Source organism: Oceanobacillus timonensis, assembly GCF_900166635.1.
Classification (GTDB): Bacteria; Bacillota; Bacilli; order Bacillales; family Amphibacillaceae; genus Oceanobacillus; species Oceanobacillus timonensis.
The window spans coordinates 3300364-3317082 of the sequence record NZ_LT800497.1 but is presented as its reverse complement, the minus strand read 5'-3'; the positions used below and the strand labels follow the sequence as shown (position 1 = coordinate 3317082).

Below are 16719 nucleotides of genomic sequence, written 5' to 3'. Positions count from 1 at the left end.
TTGATTCCATTCCCGCTTCTTTTATTAACAAATAATCCTATTAAAGAAGAAAGGAAAGACATGTTATGGATATAAAAAAACAATTAGAAGGTCTTCATTTAGAAAACCAATTAAAACCAGAAGAAATACCTGACTTAGATTTATATATGGACCAGGTCATTCAACTGTTTGAAAACAAATATGCTTCTTCCAAACGTTATGAGGAAGATAAGGTATTAACGAAAACGATGATAAATAATTATGCAAAAGCTAAATTATTTTTCCCAATAGAAAATAAAAAGTACTCGAAAGATCATCTTTTTCTAATCAGTATGATTTATCAAATGAAAAGTGTTTTATCGATTAAAGATATCGGGAAAACATTCGCAAAGGCTAATCAGCGTATAGCGGATGAAGATTTTGATTTGGAGAAATTTTACGCTAATTATATGTATTTAATGGATAAAAATGTGGCTGGTTTTGAAGAATATATAGCGGAGCAGGAAAAAATATTCGAGACGGAATTAGATAAAGATATTGTCAATGATACATACTTACAACAAGTATTACTCATTACGAGCTTGACAGGGATGAGTAATTTTTACCGACGAGCAGCAGAAAAGCTGGTTGATCAATTAAAATGGAAAGGGGAGCAAGAAGAATGAAATTAAGTATTTTAGACCAATCTCCATTATTTGCAGATGCCGATGCAAAGCAGGCGCTGGAGGCCAGTATGGAATTAGCAGTCTTGGCGGACCAGTCCGGATATGAACGTTATTGGGTCGCGGAGCATCATGGGATGCAAGGATTAGCCAGTCCTGCACCGGATATATTACTGGGGATTATTGGCAGCAAAACCGAAAATATTCGAATTGGTTCGGGTGCGGTGCTATTACCTAATTATCGTCCCTATAATATTGCGGAACGTTACCGGATGCTTGCTACTCTATATCCAGGACGGGTAGACTTAGGACTTGGCAGAGCACCGGGCGGTTCAGCAGAAGCTTCGATTGCACTTGCAGGGAACTTTTTAGAAAAGGTGAAAGAAATGCCTGCGTATATGGACGAATTACTTCATTTTCTTCAAGATGATTTTTCGCCGGAACATCTTTATTCACGGGTGACAGCTGCACCAGTACCGCCTGTTCAGCCTGAACCTTGGCTTCTGGGAACCAGCGAGCGTAGTGCAAAACTTGCGGCAACAAAGAAATTACCTTATGTTTTTGGGCATTTTATGGGTGCTGATAATGGTCCGGAAATTGTAGCCAGTTATAAAAGACAAACGGAGAATCTGCCCACTATCGTTGCTGTATCTGTTCTTTGCGCTGCAACTGAACAGGAAGCGCTGGAATTGGCAGAAGAAGCAAAACGCAAAAGGGAAGAGCAGGACCCTTCTCCACAGGCAGATCCGGAAGAGCAATCGAAAATTGCAGATAAACAAATCATTGGGGATAAAGCTCTTGTTCAAGAAAAACTTACGGCACTGCAAGAAGCCTATCAATGTGATGAAATCATGGTTCTTACAATGGCGCCTACCTATGAAGCAAGAGCATTTTCTTATCGCCAATTAGCAGAAATAATGAATCAAACAAAGTAGAAAACATATGGATGGAAATAGGAAATTTATTTTTTAAAAGAAAATCATAGACTGCAGCATGAAAGAATATATTCTAATTAAATAGGACAAGCGTAAATGGAGGATATTATGGGACAATGGGTTACAACCATGATGGAGCAATTTGGTTATCTGGGTATTTTCCTAATGATGACATTGGAGAACTTATTTCCGCCGATACCATCTGAGATTATTCTTCCTTTTGGAGGATTTATGACCACTTACAGCGTCTTAACCTATTTGGGGGTATTAGCTGCATCTACACTGGGAGCGCTTATTGGAGCCATGCTTTTGTACTGTGCAGGGATGTTACTGGATATCGCTTGGCTTGAGAAAATGATTGATCGATACGGTAAAGTACTGCGTTTAAAAAGAGCCGATATTTATAAGGCGGATGCATGGTTTGAAAAATATGGCTATTGGACCGTTTTCTTTTGCAGAATGGTTCCGCTTTTAAGAAGTTTAATCTCTATCCCCGCTGGGATGGCAAGAATGAATTTTGGTATATTTATTTTGTTAACAGCTGTCGGTTCTATTATTTGGAATAGCATTCTTATTGGTGTCGGTGCAGTTCTGGGGAATAATTGGTATCGTGTTGCAGCGTTTATGGATGTTTATTCAAATTTTGTCTATGTTTTTATTATGGTTGGAATTTTGTTTTTCTGCATTTGGTATATAAAAAAACGGAAGAAAGAGAATCTGTAGGAGGCTAAAAAAGTCCTTTTGCAGATTTTTTTATTTATTCATTGACAAAGGAACGTACGTTTGGTTAACTGTATTTAGACCTTCATCATAGTAAGTCCTCGACTAAACAAAAGGATGTGTTTCCATGATTCACTCTTGGAAAATAAAGGAATTCCCTTCTCGAATTGGCGAAAATGGAGAAGTGTATCGAAATTCCATTCCAAAAAAAGAATTTCATCAGCTGATGGATTTAAAAATTGATGTTGCCTTTAAAAAATTATTCGGGGATGAAAGATATAAGAAGATAACAATCGCCTTCTTGAACGCATTTTTTATACAATCCAAACGAGCGCCAATTAAAGATATGACATTTCAAGAAGAAAAGATGACAGGAAGTGAACTGCCTCATTTGAGCTTGGTTGTAGAAACAGAAAATAAAGAATCCATTTATGTAGAAATACTTTTTCCGGATCAGGATGCTCCTGAAAATCAGTCCTTCTATTTCTGGTCTGATGTATACCGCCGGCAATTTGCAACAAGTTCTGCGTTCGGTGAATATGATGGAGTTATTACAATCAGCATCATGCATTTTGAGATATTTCATGAAAGTGATAAATATCATTCTATATTTCGGTTAACGGACAAAGAAGAACCGATGATGCTAACTAATTTGCAGGAAAGCCATTTTATTGAAGTTCCGAAATTGATCCACCGTTGGAATGAAGGCAGCTTGAACTGGAAAGAAGACGCTTTAACTGGATGGTTACTATTACTGGCGGTCGTTGACAGCACAAAGCATTATTTTCATCTGAATATGTATCAAGCATTAGAAAAAATAGCAGCAACAGATAAGCATATGGCAGCGGCTATGAAAGCATGGAGCGATATCAGCTGTATAGATGAAAATCAACTGATTTATAAAGATAGACAGAAGCAGATAATAGAACAGCAATTTTTAAAAGAGATCGAAATAACCGAAGAAAAAAGAAAAGTTGTTCAGGAAAGAACGGAACAGTTAGAACAGAAGTATCAGCAGATAAAAAAACAATATGAACAGCAAAAATTAGAACTCGTGGAAGAAAAAGAGAAAAGAATGGAAGCAGAATAAAATGCAGCACTTGCTAACCGTGACGCAGCCAAAGTAATTATGCGTTATGGAAAAATAGTTGCTCGTAATTTATTGAAGCAGGGAATGGATTATTTGTCGGTAAAAAATATTACAGGAATGTCTGATAAGGAATTGGCTGCGCTGCAGGAAGAAGTAGAAGAGAAATAAAGGTGACATGGCTGCAAATAGTAAAAAAAGGGGCTGGCTGTACAGGCAGTAAATGGATGTTGCAACCAGCCCAATCTTAAAAGCTCGAAACACGGGATTACTGTTTTTTTAGGCGGGAGTTCTTCCCTTTTGGTTCGAGTTGTTCAAATTCCATTGTATAGTGGTCTTCAATAATTTCGACAATAGAAATTAATTCATAAATCGCAACCAGCTCTATCGGCAATTTTTCCGCTTCACTCATTTGTGCTGTTTTTAACGTCTCCTGAAATATCTGATGTAATTGCTCACGTCTATCTTCCCATTCATTTTTATTAAATTCGATTTTATCTGCCAATACATTAGCAAAATAACATACAGTATCAAATACATGTTTTTGCTTCTCCACTTCCCATTCCATTTTAACCGCAGGCTGTTCTGCTATATTCGTTACGTGATATTGAATCATACGGAGATGATGAAGCTGATGCCTGAATTGTTTTAATTCATCTTCATGTTTTTCTAAGACGTGATGGTACTTTAAATCTTTCTTCTGATAGAGTGAAAGTAATGTCGCACTTTCAAGCTCCTTGTAGATATTTCCCACCTTTTCATTCATACCAAAATCCAACGGTGTTTTTGCAAAAATTAATTCATAATAACAGCGTTTCATATGATTACTTAATTGTGTACGGATAGATGTCATTTTTTTATAAAGGGAGCGATAGTAATTTGGCGGAAAAACGAACATATTAACTAGTGTAGAAACAGACAGCCCAATTGTTGTTGTTGCCAGCCGAATAAGAAAACTGATAAAATAACTATCTTCAACAATTTCAATCATTGCAATGGCTGTTAACGTTGCAACCAGTAATCCGGCGTGAAGACGCAGCCGGAAACAGGTGAAAATCGTTAATATAGCAGCAAGCATATAAGTAAGTGGTGAATTACCAAATAGAGCAAGAAATATAACTGCATAGGCTGCACCGATTGCTGAAGCTGGAAAACGGACAAGCCCTTTTTTTATAGAGTCTGTTACGGTTGGTTCAATCGTAACAATGGCAGTAATCACAGCAAACGTCGGCGGGAAATTCAACCACTTACAAATAAGCGCCGTGAAAAAGACAGCAATCCCCGTTTTGATAACTCTATTTCCAATAATCGTTTGAACTTTCACGTCCATCCCTACTTTTTATGTTAATCATCTATGTTTGCTATATTTTCTTCCGTTACAATATGTATTGTATCATATCTGTATAAAGAGAATGAAATAAGGAAAATAATATTTGGTAAATTTGTCTTGGGGTGGCACTACAAAAATACTAGAATAAAAAACATTGCCATACCAGGGATTAAGACATACTTTATGACGAAGTTTAACGATTATTGTCGTTAATGAAATATAAATGTAACATTTCTATAATATGCATGACATTTTCTTATGTTAAGATTTACAAAGTTACAAATTAGAAGAAATGAAAATAATATAAATAAATAATCGCAAATGTACGGTGCCAGCTAAATACATAGATAAAATATTTGCGGTGTAAAATTCGAAAGCGGGGAATATAAGTTGAAAAAGACAGTAGTGACATTAACTGCGGCTTCCGTAGTAGGCTTGAGCAGTGTTTTTTTTGCGGGGCCGGTAAAAGCAGAATCAGTTGAAGAATTGGAAACGGAACAATCTCAGGTACAGGACGATCGTGATTCTGTACAATCTAATCTATCAGATGCAGAAAATGAAGTAGCAGATGTTTTAGTAGAATTACAAGATTTACAAACAGAAATTGACGATTTAAATGCTGCTCTTGAAAAAAATGAGCAAAAATTAGATGAAACAGAAGAAGGTATTTCGACAAGAGAAGATGAAGTTAGTGAACTGAAAGAAGAGATTGAAGAATTAGAGGAAGCAATCGACAAACGAACAGATATTTTAAAAGAACGTGCAGTAGCTTTGCAACAAAATGGCGGAGATATCAGCTATCTTGAAGTAGTATTCGGAGCACAGGATTTTAGTGATTTTGTCAGCCGTGTTTCTGCAGTAAACAAGATTTCTGATTCTGATTTAGCTTTGCTGGAACAACAAGAAGAAGATAAAAACGATGTTGCTGAAAAACAAGAATCCGTTGAGTCAAAACTTGATGAATTAAACCAATTACAAACAGATTTAACAGGTATTAATAATACGATTACTGATCAAAAAGATGCTGCTGAGGATAAAGAAACTTCTTTAAAAGATAAAGAAGGTGAGTTAACAGCACTTATTGATGATTTAGAAATTAAAGATTCCCGTTTAGCTGCTATCGAGCAGGATGTAGCTGATCGTCTGGAAGTAGCAACTGCTCCAGCACCGGAAACATTGGTAGCAAGTGCGAGCGTCGGTTCTGAGGAAGATAACAGCGATGAAGAAGCCGAAGCTGAAGAAGAAGCTGCAAGTGATTCTGAAGACGAAGCAAATGAACCGGAACAAGAAGAAACTGCTTCAAACGGTGCGCAAGAAGATACATCTTCAAATACAGAAAGCAGTAATAACAGTGACTCTTCTGATACAGAGGAATCAAGCTCTGATAACAATGAATCAAGTTCAAATAGTGAATCTAGCGAATCCGACGATTCAAGTAATTCAAGCGATTCAAGCAGCTCTAGTAATTCTAGCGGTACAAGCAATACGAGTGGATCTAGCAATTCAAGCGGTTCAAGTAGTTCTGGCGGCTCTAGCAACTCTGATGATAGTACAAGCGGATCCAGTGGTTCGAACAATAATGACTCCGGTAATTCAGGTAGCACCGGCGGATCAGAAGGGTCAAATAATTCTGGTCAAGGTGATAACGGCAATGGTTCAGGAGGAAATACAGGTTCTGGAATCAGCGGAGTAATTAGCGCTGCACAGAGTCAAACATATCAAAACACATATGTTTGGGGAGGAAAAAGCCCTAGCTCCGGTTTTGATTGCTCCGGATTTGTTTCTTGGGCATTTGCGCAGGCAGGATATTCTATCCCGTCTTACACTGGTGCATTGGTGAGTACAGGTACGTCTGTTTCTGAGAGTGATATGCAAAAAGGAGATTTAGTCTTCTTTAATACAAATGGTACGAATGGCCATGTCGGTATTTATCTTGGCGGCGGGAAATTCATTGGTTCTCAAAGCAGTACCGGTGTTGCTGTTGCAGATATGAACAGCGGTTACTGGGCTGATAACTTCAGCGGAACAGTACGTCGTGTACAATAATAACTCTATCAAAAAGGCCTTACATGAAGAAATACTTCGTGTGAGGTCTTTTTTTGTGCAAAAAATCGCCCTTTTTTTATAAAGTTTCCATTTCTCACGATAAAATTAATATAGTTTACCATATCAGCTAATGGGAATAGTAGTATATATCCCATTTTTGCAGCAAATAAACATAGAAAGGATGGATGTATGAGAAAAAAGAATAAAAGCTTCTTAAATCCGGTTTTCTTTATATCAGCATCTGTGGTTTTAGCTTTGGTTGTTGTCGGTGCTGTTAACCCAACCGGGTTTCAAAGCGTAGCAACAAGACTATTTGGTTTCACAACACATAATTTCGGGTGGCTATATCTTATAGCTGTCTTTGTATTTGTCGTATTTTTGATTGGGATATGCATTAGTAAATACGGGAAAATAAAGTTAGGTAGTAAAAATTCAAAACCTGAATTTGGTTTTTTCCCTTGGATTGGAATGCTGTTTTCTACAGGTTTCGGATCCGGCCTTGTGTTCTGGGGAGTAGCAGAACCAATGAGTCATTTTTTTGATACGCCATTTCCGGGTCTGGAACCGCAAACAGAAGAAGCTGCAAGAGTAGCAATGGGATACGCTTTTTTTAATTGGGGCATTAGCCAGTGGGCTGTTTTTGCATTAGTTGGACTAGTTATCGCCTATTTACAATTTCGAAAAGGAAAAGACGGTTTAATTTCCACAGCTGTTAAACCGGTTGTTGGTAATAATCCAGTAACAACTACTTCTATTAATTCACTTGCAGTTATTGCTACGGTTATGGGTGTAGCTACTTCACTAGGGTTAGGAATTATGCAAATGAGTGGTGGTTTATCCTCTGTCTTTGAGCTGCCTGATGGTGTTTGGATGCAAGTTTCCATTGCTTTGGCAATGCTGCTTATATATCTGCTTTCGTCTGTCAGCGGTTTAAATCGCGGGATGAAATGGCTTAGTTCGATTAATTTATCTTTTTGTCTTATCCTGCTTGTTTTTGTATTTGTCACAGGACCAACTGTATTTGTCTTAGAATCGTTTGTTTTAGGTTTGGGTGATTACTTCACCAACTTTGTAGCGTATAGCTTGCGTTTAACACCGTATACAGGAGATGATTGGGTAGTAGACTGGACTATTTTCTATTGGGCGTGGGCGATTTCTTGGTCACCATTTGTTGGTGCATTTGTAGCCCGTGTATCCAGGGGACGCACCATACGCCAGTATATTTTTGGTGTTCTGGTAGCATCTCCTGCTATTGCTTGTGTATGGATTGCTGTTTTTGGCGGCACCAGCTTATATAGTGATTTAAATAATGGAACAATGATTGCGGAAGCAGTGGACCATGATTTAGCGGTAGCATTATTTGAAACATTTGGTACTTTACCGCTTAGTACCATTACTTCTTTCATGGCAATTGTTCTGATTTTTACTTTTCTTGTAACTTCAGCGGACTCTGCAACTTATATCTTAGGAAGTATGACTTCCAAGGGGAGCATGAATCCGACGCTGATTACAAAATTCATCTGGGGCGGTTTGATTACTGCGATTGCAGTTGTATTATTAGTCGCCGGCGGATTAGAAGCATTACAGACGGCCTCTCTTACATCTGCATTGCCGTTTGTGGTTATTATTATAATTTTGATGATTTCTTTTATAAAGATGTTGCAAAGAGACGAAAAAGACAGGGTGAAAAATTAATAAGAGAAACCAGCAAATAAACCAGTATTTAAAATCAGCTGGCTTGTATGCTGGTTTCTCTTTTGTGTATGTTTCCATAGTCAAGTAGACATATAATACCTTTATCCATTATAATGAAGAGTAAGAGAGAAGGTGATTCGATGGGAAGGTAATATGGTGTTTTAAATATAATTATTCTGCAGCAATATCCATGGACCCTGCTCATTTGGATCATTTGCGTGCGGAAGAGCTTATAATATGATTTTATTTTTATAATTTCAGGAGGTGAAATCCTTGTGCGAATTTGCACAAGGATCTTAATTGGACATATCGATTATGATTAATTTACTTGCGGTTGCTGTTTTAATCGCATTAACTGCTTTTTTTGTTATGTCAGAGTTTGCTATTGTAAAAATTCGAAGTACACAACTGGAGCCACATATTGCAGCAGGGAAAAAATCAGCTGCTATGGCAAAAAACGTTGTCACGCATCTGGATGAGTATCTATCCGCTTGTCAATTAGGGATTACCATTACAGCACTTGGAATTGGACGTTTAGCAGAGCCGACATTTGAAAGAATGCTGCATCCGCTTTTGGAAACTGTTCATATAGGACCGGGCTTTGTGACGACGCTCTCTATTATTATTTCCATTCTCATTGCTACATTCTTGCATGTTGTTATTGGAGAACTTGCTCCTAAAACATTAGCAATTCAAAAAGCAGAGAAGGTCACGTTAATGACAGCAAGACCTTTAACGTGGTTTTATCGACTAATGTTTCCATTTATCTGGTTTTTAAATGGATCAGCTAGGTTATTAACGAAAGCAATCGGTTTAAAACCAATGAGTGGACATGAAGAGACGCATACAGAAGAAGAGTTGCGTTTAATTTTGGCTGACAGCTACAAAAGTGGTGAAATCAACCAATCTGAAATGATGTATGTAAACAATATTTTTGACTTTGACGAACGGGTAGCCAGAGAAATTATGACGCCAAGAACAGAAATGATTTATTTTTCTCTGGAGGATAGTTTTGAGGAAAATATGGAGATCATTCGTGAAGGACAATTTACACGTTATCCTGTTGCCGATGAAGATAAGGACAATATTGTCGGGTTAGTCAATTTAAAAGAGGTATTTACCGGGAAATTAAATAATGATGAACCTGCGACGATTGAAGATTATATCCGGCCAATCATCCATATTTCTGAAGCAACACCAATTCGACAACTTCTCTTAAGAATGCAAAAAGACCGTATTCACATGGCAATTGTGAATGATGAATATGGTGGTACGGCAGGGTTGGTTACTGTCGAGGATATATTAGAAGAAATTGTTGGGGATATCCGTGATGAGTTTGATGAAGACGAAGTACCTGATTTTGAAACCATCGATGATACGACTTATTTGGTAGCTGGCAGAGTCAGTTTAGATGATATCAATCAAAAATTAGACATTCATTTGGAAGACGATGAAGTAGATACGATAGGCGGATGGTTCTTCACACACAACCTTGAAGCCGAAGTAGGAACCGTGATGGAATTTGAGGGGTATACATTTATGCTTGCTGAAAAAGATGGATATCAAATAAAAAGAGTGAAAATCACGAAGGCCTCGTCGGAAGAACCGTCTGAACAAGAATAGATAGGAAGAACAAAAAAGGAAAGCGATTCGACCGCTTCCTTTTTTTGTGTGTAAAAATGTATATTGTCTTTCTTTTTAGATTCAAAAGTTTAATCTCCTTCTATTTCGGTTACATATTAAATAGATATCGATTTGGAGGAGGCTTACCATGAAAAATATACAAGATGTTGTAAAAGAATTAGAAAATGTAAGAGGTACTGGAGCAAATAAAATATTTACGATGTACTTGAATACTGATTTAAGCGATCCAGATCAGCAAAGTGGAGAGTGGAAAATTCATCTGAAGAATGGATTAAATAATTTTGAGCATTATTTAAAAGAAGCAGATGACCAAGAAGAACTTAAAAATTACCAAAAAGTGAAAAAGTACGTAAAAGATTTTATAGGGGAAATAGAAAGAAATCTGATGCGCGGAGTTATTATCATTGCTTCTGCCGATGGGGAAGTATGGTTTGCTGAACGTGTCCAGATGCATTTGGAAAATGAATTTCAATGGCAAGAAACCCCTGTTTTAGAGCAATTAAAAGCTCTATCCGAAAAATATCCGCGGACAGGTATTATTCTTGTGCAGCAAAACCAGGTGAAATTAATTGATACGAATTTAAATCAAGTAAAAGATACAGCAGAATATGAATTAGATGTGGAAGAAGACACATGGAAAATAAAACAAGGCCCTCGTCAAGGAAGGTCTGCAACAGGACTCGGTTCAGGGAACTTACAAAAAGATTTGTTTAATGACCGCTATGAAGCCAATCAATACCGCTGGTATAAAAGCATTGCCCCAAAGCTGGATAAGCAGGCAAAAGACCGGGATTGGAAGCGAATCTTTATTGTTGGCGAAGCACCAGCTTCCAAAACAATAGAAACGGAAATGAATAAAGAAATAGAAGAGGTCATTTTAAAGAATATGCTGGATCATGAAGAAAGTAAGATTTTAGAAACGGTGCTTGATTAACAGCGAACCCCAAGCGTGCTATTTTTAGAAGAAGACAATTAAAAACCGAACTGTTTCTCCCGCTCATCTATCCGATGAAAGGGGAAAACAGTTCGGTTTTTCCGGAAGAATATAAAATAGAAATGATATTTATCATGTCATTAATCAGGCATGTTCCTCCAATTATTCAACAGGTTCCAAGTACCCGGCGTTTACATAACCGGTGACATCTTCATAAGCGACTTCTATCCACTCATACTCATCTTGTTCCCCGATAACCTGAACGCTATCATTTGTACCCAAGGTTGCTAAAACTTGGCTGTCTGTACTGGGATTGCTGTAGATATTTAATTGATCTGCTGTTACCTGATGATTCTCTCCATCTTCATTGTTCGTGTCTTCTTCGGAGTCTTCCGCTTCCTCCGTATCTTCTGACTCTTCATCAGATTCAGAAGCGTTTGTTGTTTCATCATCTGCATCTGTTTCCTCTGCTTCATCATCGTTTTCCGTCGAGCTGACTGCTGCTGTTTCATTTTGATAATCAAAATCTGGATTGTTGAATTGCCGCTGCATAATCAAAACAAACGCAATAAATACGACTCCCGCGATAAACAATAATGATAATCGAAATTTACTACTTTTACGCATACTACTCTGCTCCTAATATAATTATTCTAAAAGTAGTATACAAAACTTTTGGGGATAAAGAAATAGGAATGTCGAAAAAAGTTTGTTAAAAGTAAGAAAAACGATGGATTCACTCGTTATTTGGCGAATCCATCGTTTTTCTTAAGCATGAAGGCAAGCAGGACATTTGCCATAAATTTCGAATTTATGATCATCTATTTCATAATCTTTCAATTCAGAAGTAGCAGAGTCCATTGGGCAGACTTCAATTTCTTTTGTTTTACCGCAGTCTGTACAGATAAAATGATGGTGATGATGGTGACTGCAGCTCAGCCGGAAGTTTTTTTCTCCTTCCAAATCTGTTTTTTCCAGTATCCCTAAATCATTATATAAGTGCAGGTTACGATAGATGGTATCAAAACTGACTGCACCATATTTTTTTTCGAGATGAGCAATCAAATCTTTAGCAGAACGATATCCATCTTCTGAAGAGAAGAATTCCAAGATATCTTTCCGTTTTCCTGTTGTTTTATATCCTTTTTCTTTTAACACAGTAATTGCTTCTTGAAGATTCATAAAAAAACCTCCGTTTATTTTCGTAACTTTTTCAATCCTATCGCGATGAATAAAATAACGAGCGATGTCATGACAATGGTTCCTCCTGGTGGGATATCTAAATAATAACCCGAGATAATCCCGAATACAACCGCAATCTCACCAAAAAGAATCGATAGAAAAATCATTTGTTTAAAACCTTTAGCCAGCCGCATACTTGCTGCAACGGGCAAAGTCATCAGTGCAGAAACCAATAATACGCCGACAATTCGGATAGATGCTGCGATGACAAGAGCTGTCAGTACAATAAACAGCAAATTAATCCACTTTACATGTAATCCGCCAATAGTAGCTTGTTCTTCATCAAAAGACATCGTAAATAATTCTTTATAGAAGAGCCAGATAACAAAAAGAACAAAGACGGTTACGCCGGAAATAACATAAAAATCATTTACAGTGACAGCAGACACAGATCCGAACAGATAGTTGAACAAGTCTGTATTGAACCCATCTGCAACGGAAATGAAAATGACACTTAATCCGACACCGGCAGATAGAATAATCGGTATAGAAATTTCCTGATAGGCTTTGTAGACCGTACGCAGTTTCTCAATGAAAATAGAACCTAAAACAGAGAAAAACATCCCGCTGTATATTGGTGAAACAACCCATCCATATTTTTTTTCAGCCATTAGACCAAATGATATACCGGCTAAGGTAACGTGTGAGAGTGCGTCCGCAATCAATGATTGACGTCTCACAACAATAAAAGTGCCGAGTAGTGGTGCGATAATTCCAATTAAGATACCGGTAAGAAACGTATATCTTAGAAAAGGGTAAGTTAAAAAATCCAAAAGCATTGTCTTTCCTCCAACGATGAATTAGTGCGTAACAAGGCTGACTGGGTGACCGTAAATTTGAGAAAAGTCTGCTTCTGTAAGGGATGCATACTCATCCGGATTGCCGTGAAAATGCATGCTTTTATTTAAACAAACAATATCTGTCGCATACTCAGTCATTGTGCCTGTATCATGTGTTACCAGTAGTAATGTTTTTTTGAATTCGGTATTCAGCTTATAGAGCAGTTCATAAAATATTTTTACATTTTCATAGTCAATTCCTACAGTCGGTTCGTCCAGAATAATTAATTCAGGATCGCTGACCAGGGCACGTGCTATAAAGATTCGCTGCTGCTGACCGCCGGATAAGTTCCCGATATTTTGCTTCGTGTACTCTGTCATGCCGACCTGGGCAATGGCATCATGAATTTTTTGCTTATCCTTTTTCTTTAAGAATTTCAAGTAGCCAAGCTGTGCAGTGAGTCCAGAAGCAACTACTTCATAGACAGTTGCAGGAAATCCTTTATTAAAAGCACCAGCTTTTTGAGAAACAAAACCGATTTGTGCTTTGTCTTTCAGTTTTTGAATAGGTTGTCCAAAAACCATTATTTCACCCGTTTCCGGTTTTTCTAAGCCTAGAATCAACCGGACTAATGTTGTTTTACCGCCGCCATTCGGACCGACTAATCCCATGAAAGCCCCTTTGGGGATTTCAAAATTTATATTATCCAAAACTTTACGAGATTCATAATGGAAGTTAATATTAGACATGGACACAACAGGTGCTGTCATCGTACTCCTCCATTCGTATTAAATTGCAATTGAACGTACTCACTCGAGTACTTTATCTATCATATCGCAAGGATTGGTTTTTGTAAATAGGAATGATTACGATATTTGAGAACTCCCTGGGAAGAAGCGTATTATAGATGAAGGAAAACTGATTTTTTAAAACAGTATGATGACATAGAAATGAAAAGGAATATACCAGGTTCATAGATGTTAAAGTATGTGCTAACCAATTTGAAAGGAATGAATGAGGTATATGTTTGAGAGGGATGTGATCCATTTCTTGCGAGTGGAGCAAATGAAATAACTCCTTTTGAAACCCTTTACAAAAATATTGGCAAATATATTGCGGAATAATAAATAATCCGTTATAGTATATATAATAAGAGATATGCAAATTGCCAATATCTTTATTTTTTGGCTTAAAAATGAATGAGTATTCATTCAAGAGAGGCTGGAGGATTGTGACATGACATATGCCATTAAACAAGTAGCTGTAATCGGTTCGGGAGTGATGGGTTCGGGTATTGCTGCGCATTTAGCCAATGTGGGGTTAACAGTAACGATGCTGGAGAGAGTGCCGGATGCTTTAACAGACAAAGAAGAAAAACAGGGGCTCTCGTTGGAAGACAAACAGGTCAGGAATCGACTCGTCAACGATAGTAAAAAGAAACTGTTGAAACAAAAGCCATTACCGATTACGTCTAAAAAAAGCTTAGACTTGATTCGTACTGCCAATTTAGAGGATGATCTAGCGTTATTGTCAGAAGCGGACTGGATCATTGAAGTTATTGTGGAGGATCTGGAAGCAAAAAAAGAGCTGTTTAAAAAGGTGGACACACATCGCCGTGAAGGAACGATTGTCAGTTCTAATACATCCGGCATTTCCGTAGAGGCGATGATTGCAGTTACATCAGAAGATATGCAGGCGCATTTTTTAGGGACACACTTTTTTAACCCGCCGCGCTATTTGAAATTATTAGAAGTTGTTCCGACAAGTCATACCAAACAAGACGTACTTTCCTTTATGAAAACATTCGGGGAGGATGTGCTAGGGAAAGGAGTTGTCGAAGCAAAGGATACACCCAATTTTATTGCGAATAGAATTGGAACTTATGGACTTCTGGTTACTGTACAGGAAATGGAAAAACAGGGACTTAGCGTCGGGGAAGTAGATTCGATTACCGGCCCGTTTATCGGCAGACCAAAAAGTGCGACATTTCGTACCTTGGATGTCGTGGGGATTGATACATTCTATCACGTAGCAGATAATGTTTACCACCAAGTATCTCATTCAAAAGAAAAAGAAATTTTTACAGTGCCGGACTTTTTAAAACAAATGGTTGAAAAGGGCTGGATTGGTGCCAAGAGCGGAAAAGGGTTCTACGAGAAAAAGAAGGATAAAACGATTGTAGAAATAAATCCACGTACACTCGAATATCAGGAAAGAAAAAAGCTGAAAACAGCAGCGACTGAATTAGCTAAACAGGAAAAGGGATTAAACAGAAAAATGAAAGCGCTTGTACGACAAAAAGGAGATAAAGCTTCTGAATTTATCTGGTCGATTATAAAGCCGGTGTTGTTATACGCTGCTGATTTAGTCGGAGAAATCGCTGATGATATTGTATCCATTGACGATGCAATGAAATGGGGGTTCGGATGGGAATTAGGTCCATTTGAGATTTGGGATGCGATTGGCGTATGCACTTCTGTGGAGCGTATGCAGAAAGAAAATGAATCTGTGCCAAACTGGGTGTTGGATATGCTGGAGAAGGGAAATAAAACCTTTTATAAACAGGAAAAGGGGAATAGTTACTTTTTCCATGAGCACGCCTACCAGCTAAAAGAAGTAAATCAGAAAGAAATCTCCTTGGCAGCTATCAAGGAACAAAAGGATGTTATCAAGAAAAATACTGGTGCCAGTTTGATAGATATGGGGGATGATGTTGCTTTATTAGAATTTCATTCCAAAAGTAATGCGATCGGGCTTGATATTATTCAGATGGTCAATGAATCTATTGAAGAAGTGAATAAAAATTACAAAGGACTTGTTATCGGTAATCAGGCGAAGAACTTTTGTGTTGGTGCTAATTTAGCCATGATGCTGATGGAAGCGCAGGATGATAATATATTTGAATTAGACTTGGTGGTCCGCCAGTTTCAGAATATGACGATGCAGATTAAATATGCGGATAAACCAGTCGTTGTTGCCCCATTTAATATGACATTAGGCGGAGGTGCAGAAGTATCTTTGCCGGCTGCAGCGATTCAGGCTTCTCCGGAAACGTATATGGGACTGGTAGAGTTTGGCGTCGGTCTGATTCCTGGTGGAGGAGGTACAAAAGAGCTTTATTTAAAAGAATTGCGTCATCTCCCTGAAGGAGTAGACATGGACTTGTCCAAAGTTGCGAACGATGTGTTTGAAAAGGTAGCAACGGCTAAAGTGTCCACTTCTGCTAGAGAAGCAATGGAAAATGGCTATTTGAATAAAAATGACCGTATCAGCAAAAATCCGGATCATGTTCTTTATGATGCGAAAAAGCGTGTATTGTCTTTATATCATGCAGGTTATGAAAAACCTGTCCGGGAAAAAATCCCTGTTGTCGGCGAACCTGGCTATGCAGCGATGGTGATGGGAGCGAAATCATTGTATTATGGCGGCTATGCTTCTGAGCATGATTTGAAAATTGCTGAAAAATTAGCTTACGTCTTATCTGGCGGAAGAATTAGTGAAGGTGCAGTGATTGATGAACAAGTCATGCTTGATTTGGAAAGAGAGGCATTCTTAAGCCTGATTGCAGAACCGCTGACACAGCAGAGAATGCAGCATATGCTCGTTAAAGGGAAGCCGTTGCGTAATTAATCTTTGAAAGAGGATGTTTAAAAGGAACATGCATT

At 37.9% G+C, this 16719-nt stretch carries 15 protein-coding genes; 10 read left to right on the top strand and 5 right to left on the bottom strand.

From position 1 onward, the window contains the following. The first annotated feature begins 65 nt into the window (after positions 1 to 65). The 5 genes from B7E05_RS16185 (at position 66) to B7E05_RS22535 (ending at position 3554) form a co-directional block, all read left to right on the top strand. The gene (locus B7E05_RS16185) at positions 66 to 644 is read left to right on the top strand and encodes a DUF1836 domain-containing protein (protein ID WP_080875182.1); all 579 of its coding nucleotides are present in this window, start codon (positions 66 to 68) and stop codon (positions 642 to 644) included. After that, entirely contained in the window at positions 641 to 1576 is a 936-nt protein-coding gene (locus B7E05_RS16180; RefSeq protein ID WP_080875181.1) for an MsnO8 family LLM class oxidoreductase, read from the top strand. Before B7E05_RS16185 ends, B7E05_RS16180 begins: the two co-directional genes overlap by 4 nt. A 108-nt stretch (positions 1577 to 1684) precedes the next feature. Continuing rightward, complete coding sequence (locus B7E05_RS16175) at positions 1685 to 2299, top strand: DedA family protein (protein ID WP_080875180.1); 615 nt, start codon at positions 1685 to 1687, stop codon at positions 2297 to 2299. 124 nt (positions 2300 to 2423) lie between these two features. Further along, entirely contained in the window at positions 2424 to 3386 is a 963-nt protein-coding gene (locus B7E05_RS16170; RefSeq protein ID WP_080875179.1) for an Rpn family recombination-promoting nuclease/putative transposase, read from the top strand. A gap of 39 nt (positions 3387 to 3425) precedes the next feature. Continuing rightward, complete coding sequence (locus B7E05_RS22535; RefSeq protein ID WP_281252477.1) at positions 3426 to 3554, top strand: hypothetical protein; 129 nt, start codon at positions 3426 to 3428, stop codon at positions 3552 to 3554. Positions 3555 to 3651: 97 nt separating this feature from the next. Here B7E05_RS22535 and B7E05_RS16165 read toward each other — a convergent pair whose 3' ends face one another. Then, positions 3652 to 4707 carry an aromatic acid exporter family protein gene (locus B7E05_RS16165; protein ID WP_080875178.1) on the bottom strand — a complete coding sequence of 352 codons (1056 nt, stop codon included), beginning with the start codon at positions 4705 to 4707 and terminating at the stop codon, positions 3652 to 3654. Positions 4708 to 5103: 396 nt separating this feature from the next. Between B7E05_RS16165 and B7E05_RS16160 the strand changes: the two genes are divergently transcribed. From B7E05_RS16160 to B7E05_RS16145, 4 genes are all read left to right on the top strand, one after another. After that, positions 5104 to 6759, top strand: coding sequence for a C40 family peptidase (locus B7E05_RS16160; RefSeq protein ID WP_080875177.1), 1656 nt, complete (start codon positions 5104 to 5106; stop codon positions 6757 to 6759). Between the two features lie 189 nt (positions 6760 to 6948). After that, positions 6949 to 8454, top strand: a complete 1506-nt coding sequence (locus tag B7E05_RS16155) for a BCCT family transporter (protein ID WP_080875176.1) — start codon at positions 6949 to 6951, stop codon at positions 8452 to 8454. A gap of 315 nt (positions 8455 to 8769) precedes the next feature. Beyond that, on the top strand, positions 8770 to 10077 hold the full coding sequence (locus B7E05_RS16150) for a hemolysin family protein (protein WP_179134629.1): 1308 nt from the start codon (positions 8770 to 8772) through the stop codon (positions 10075 to 10077). A 148-nt stretch (positions 10078 to 10225) separates the two neighbouring features. Beyond that, positions 10226 to 11032, top strand: coding sequence for a VLRF1 family aeRF1-type release factor (locus B7E05_RS16145; protein WP_080875174.1), 807 nt, complete (start codon positions 10226 to 10228; stop codon positions 11030 to 11032). A gap of 162 nt (positions 11033 to 11194) precedes the next feature. Here B7E05_RS16145 and B7E05_RS16140 read toward each other — a convergent pair whose 3' ends face one another. The 4 genes from B7E05_RS16140 to B7E05_RS16125 all read right to left on the bottom strand — a co-directional run bounded on the left by B7E05_RS16140 (position 11195) and on the right by B7E05_RS16125 (position 13824). Beyond that, positions 11195 to 11659, bottom strand: coding sequence for an SH3 domain-containing protein (locus B7E05_RS16140; RefSeq protein WP_080875173.1), 465 nt, complete (start codon positions 11657 to 11659; stop codon positions 11195 to 11197). A gap of 141 nt (positions 11660 to 11800) precedes the next feature. Further along, positions 11801 to 12214 carry a Fur family transcriptional regulator gene (locus tag B7E05_RS16135; RefSeq protein WP_080875172.1) on the bottom strand — a complete coding sequence of 138 codons (414 nt, stop codon included), beginning with the start codon at positions 12212 to 12214 and terminating at the stop codon, positions 11801 to 11803. Between the two features lie 14 nt (positions 12215 to 12228). Beyond that, positions 12229 to 13053 carry a metal ABC transporter permease gene (locus B7E05_RS16130; RefSeq protein ID WP_080875171.1) on the bottom strand — a complete coding sequence of 275 codons (825 nt, stop codon included), beginning with the start codon at positions 13051 to 13053 and terminating at the stop codon, positions 12229 to 12231. Positions 13054 to 13074: 21 nt separating this feature from the next. Beyond that, complete coding sequence (locus B7E05_RS16125; protein ID WP_080875170.1) at positions 13075 to 13824, bottom strand: metal ABC transporter ATP-binding protein; 750 nt, start codon at positions 13822 to 13824, stop codon at positions 13075 to 13077. A gap of 466 nt (positions 13825 to 14290) precedes the next feature. Here B7E05_RS16125 and B7E05_RS16120 point away from each other — a divergent pair, with 466 nt between their 5' ends. After that, positions 14291 to 16684 carry a 3-hydroxyacyl-CoA dehydrogenase/enoyl-CoA hydratase family protein gene (locus B7E05_RS16120; protein WP_080875169.1) on the top strand — a complete coding sequence of 798 codons (2394 nt, stop codon included), beginning with the start codon at positions 14291 to 14293 and terminating at the stop codon, positions 16682 to 16684. Positions 16685 to 16719: the final 35 nt, after the last annotated feature.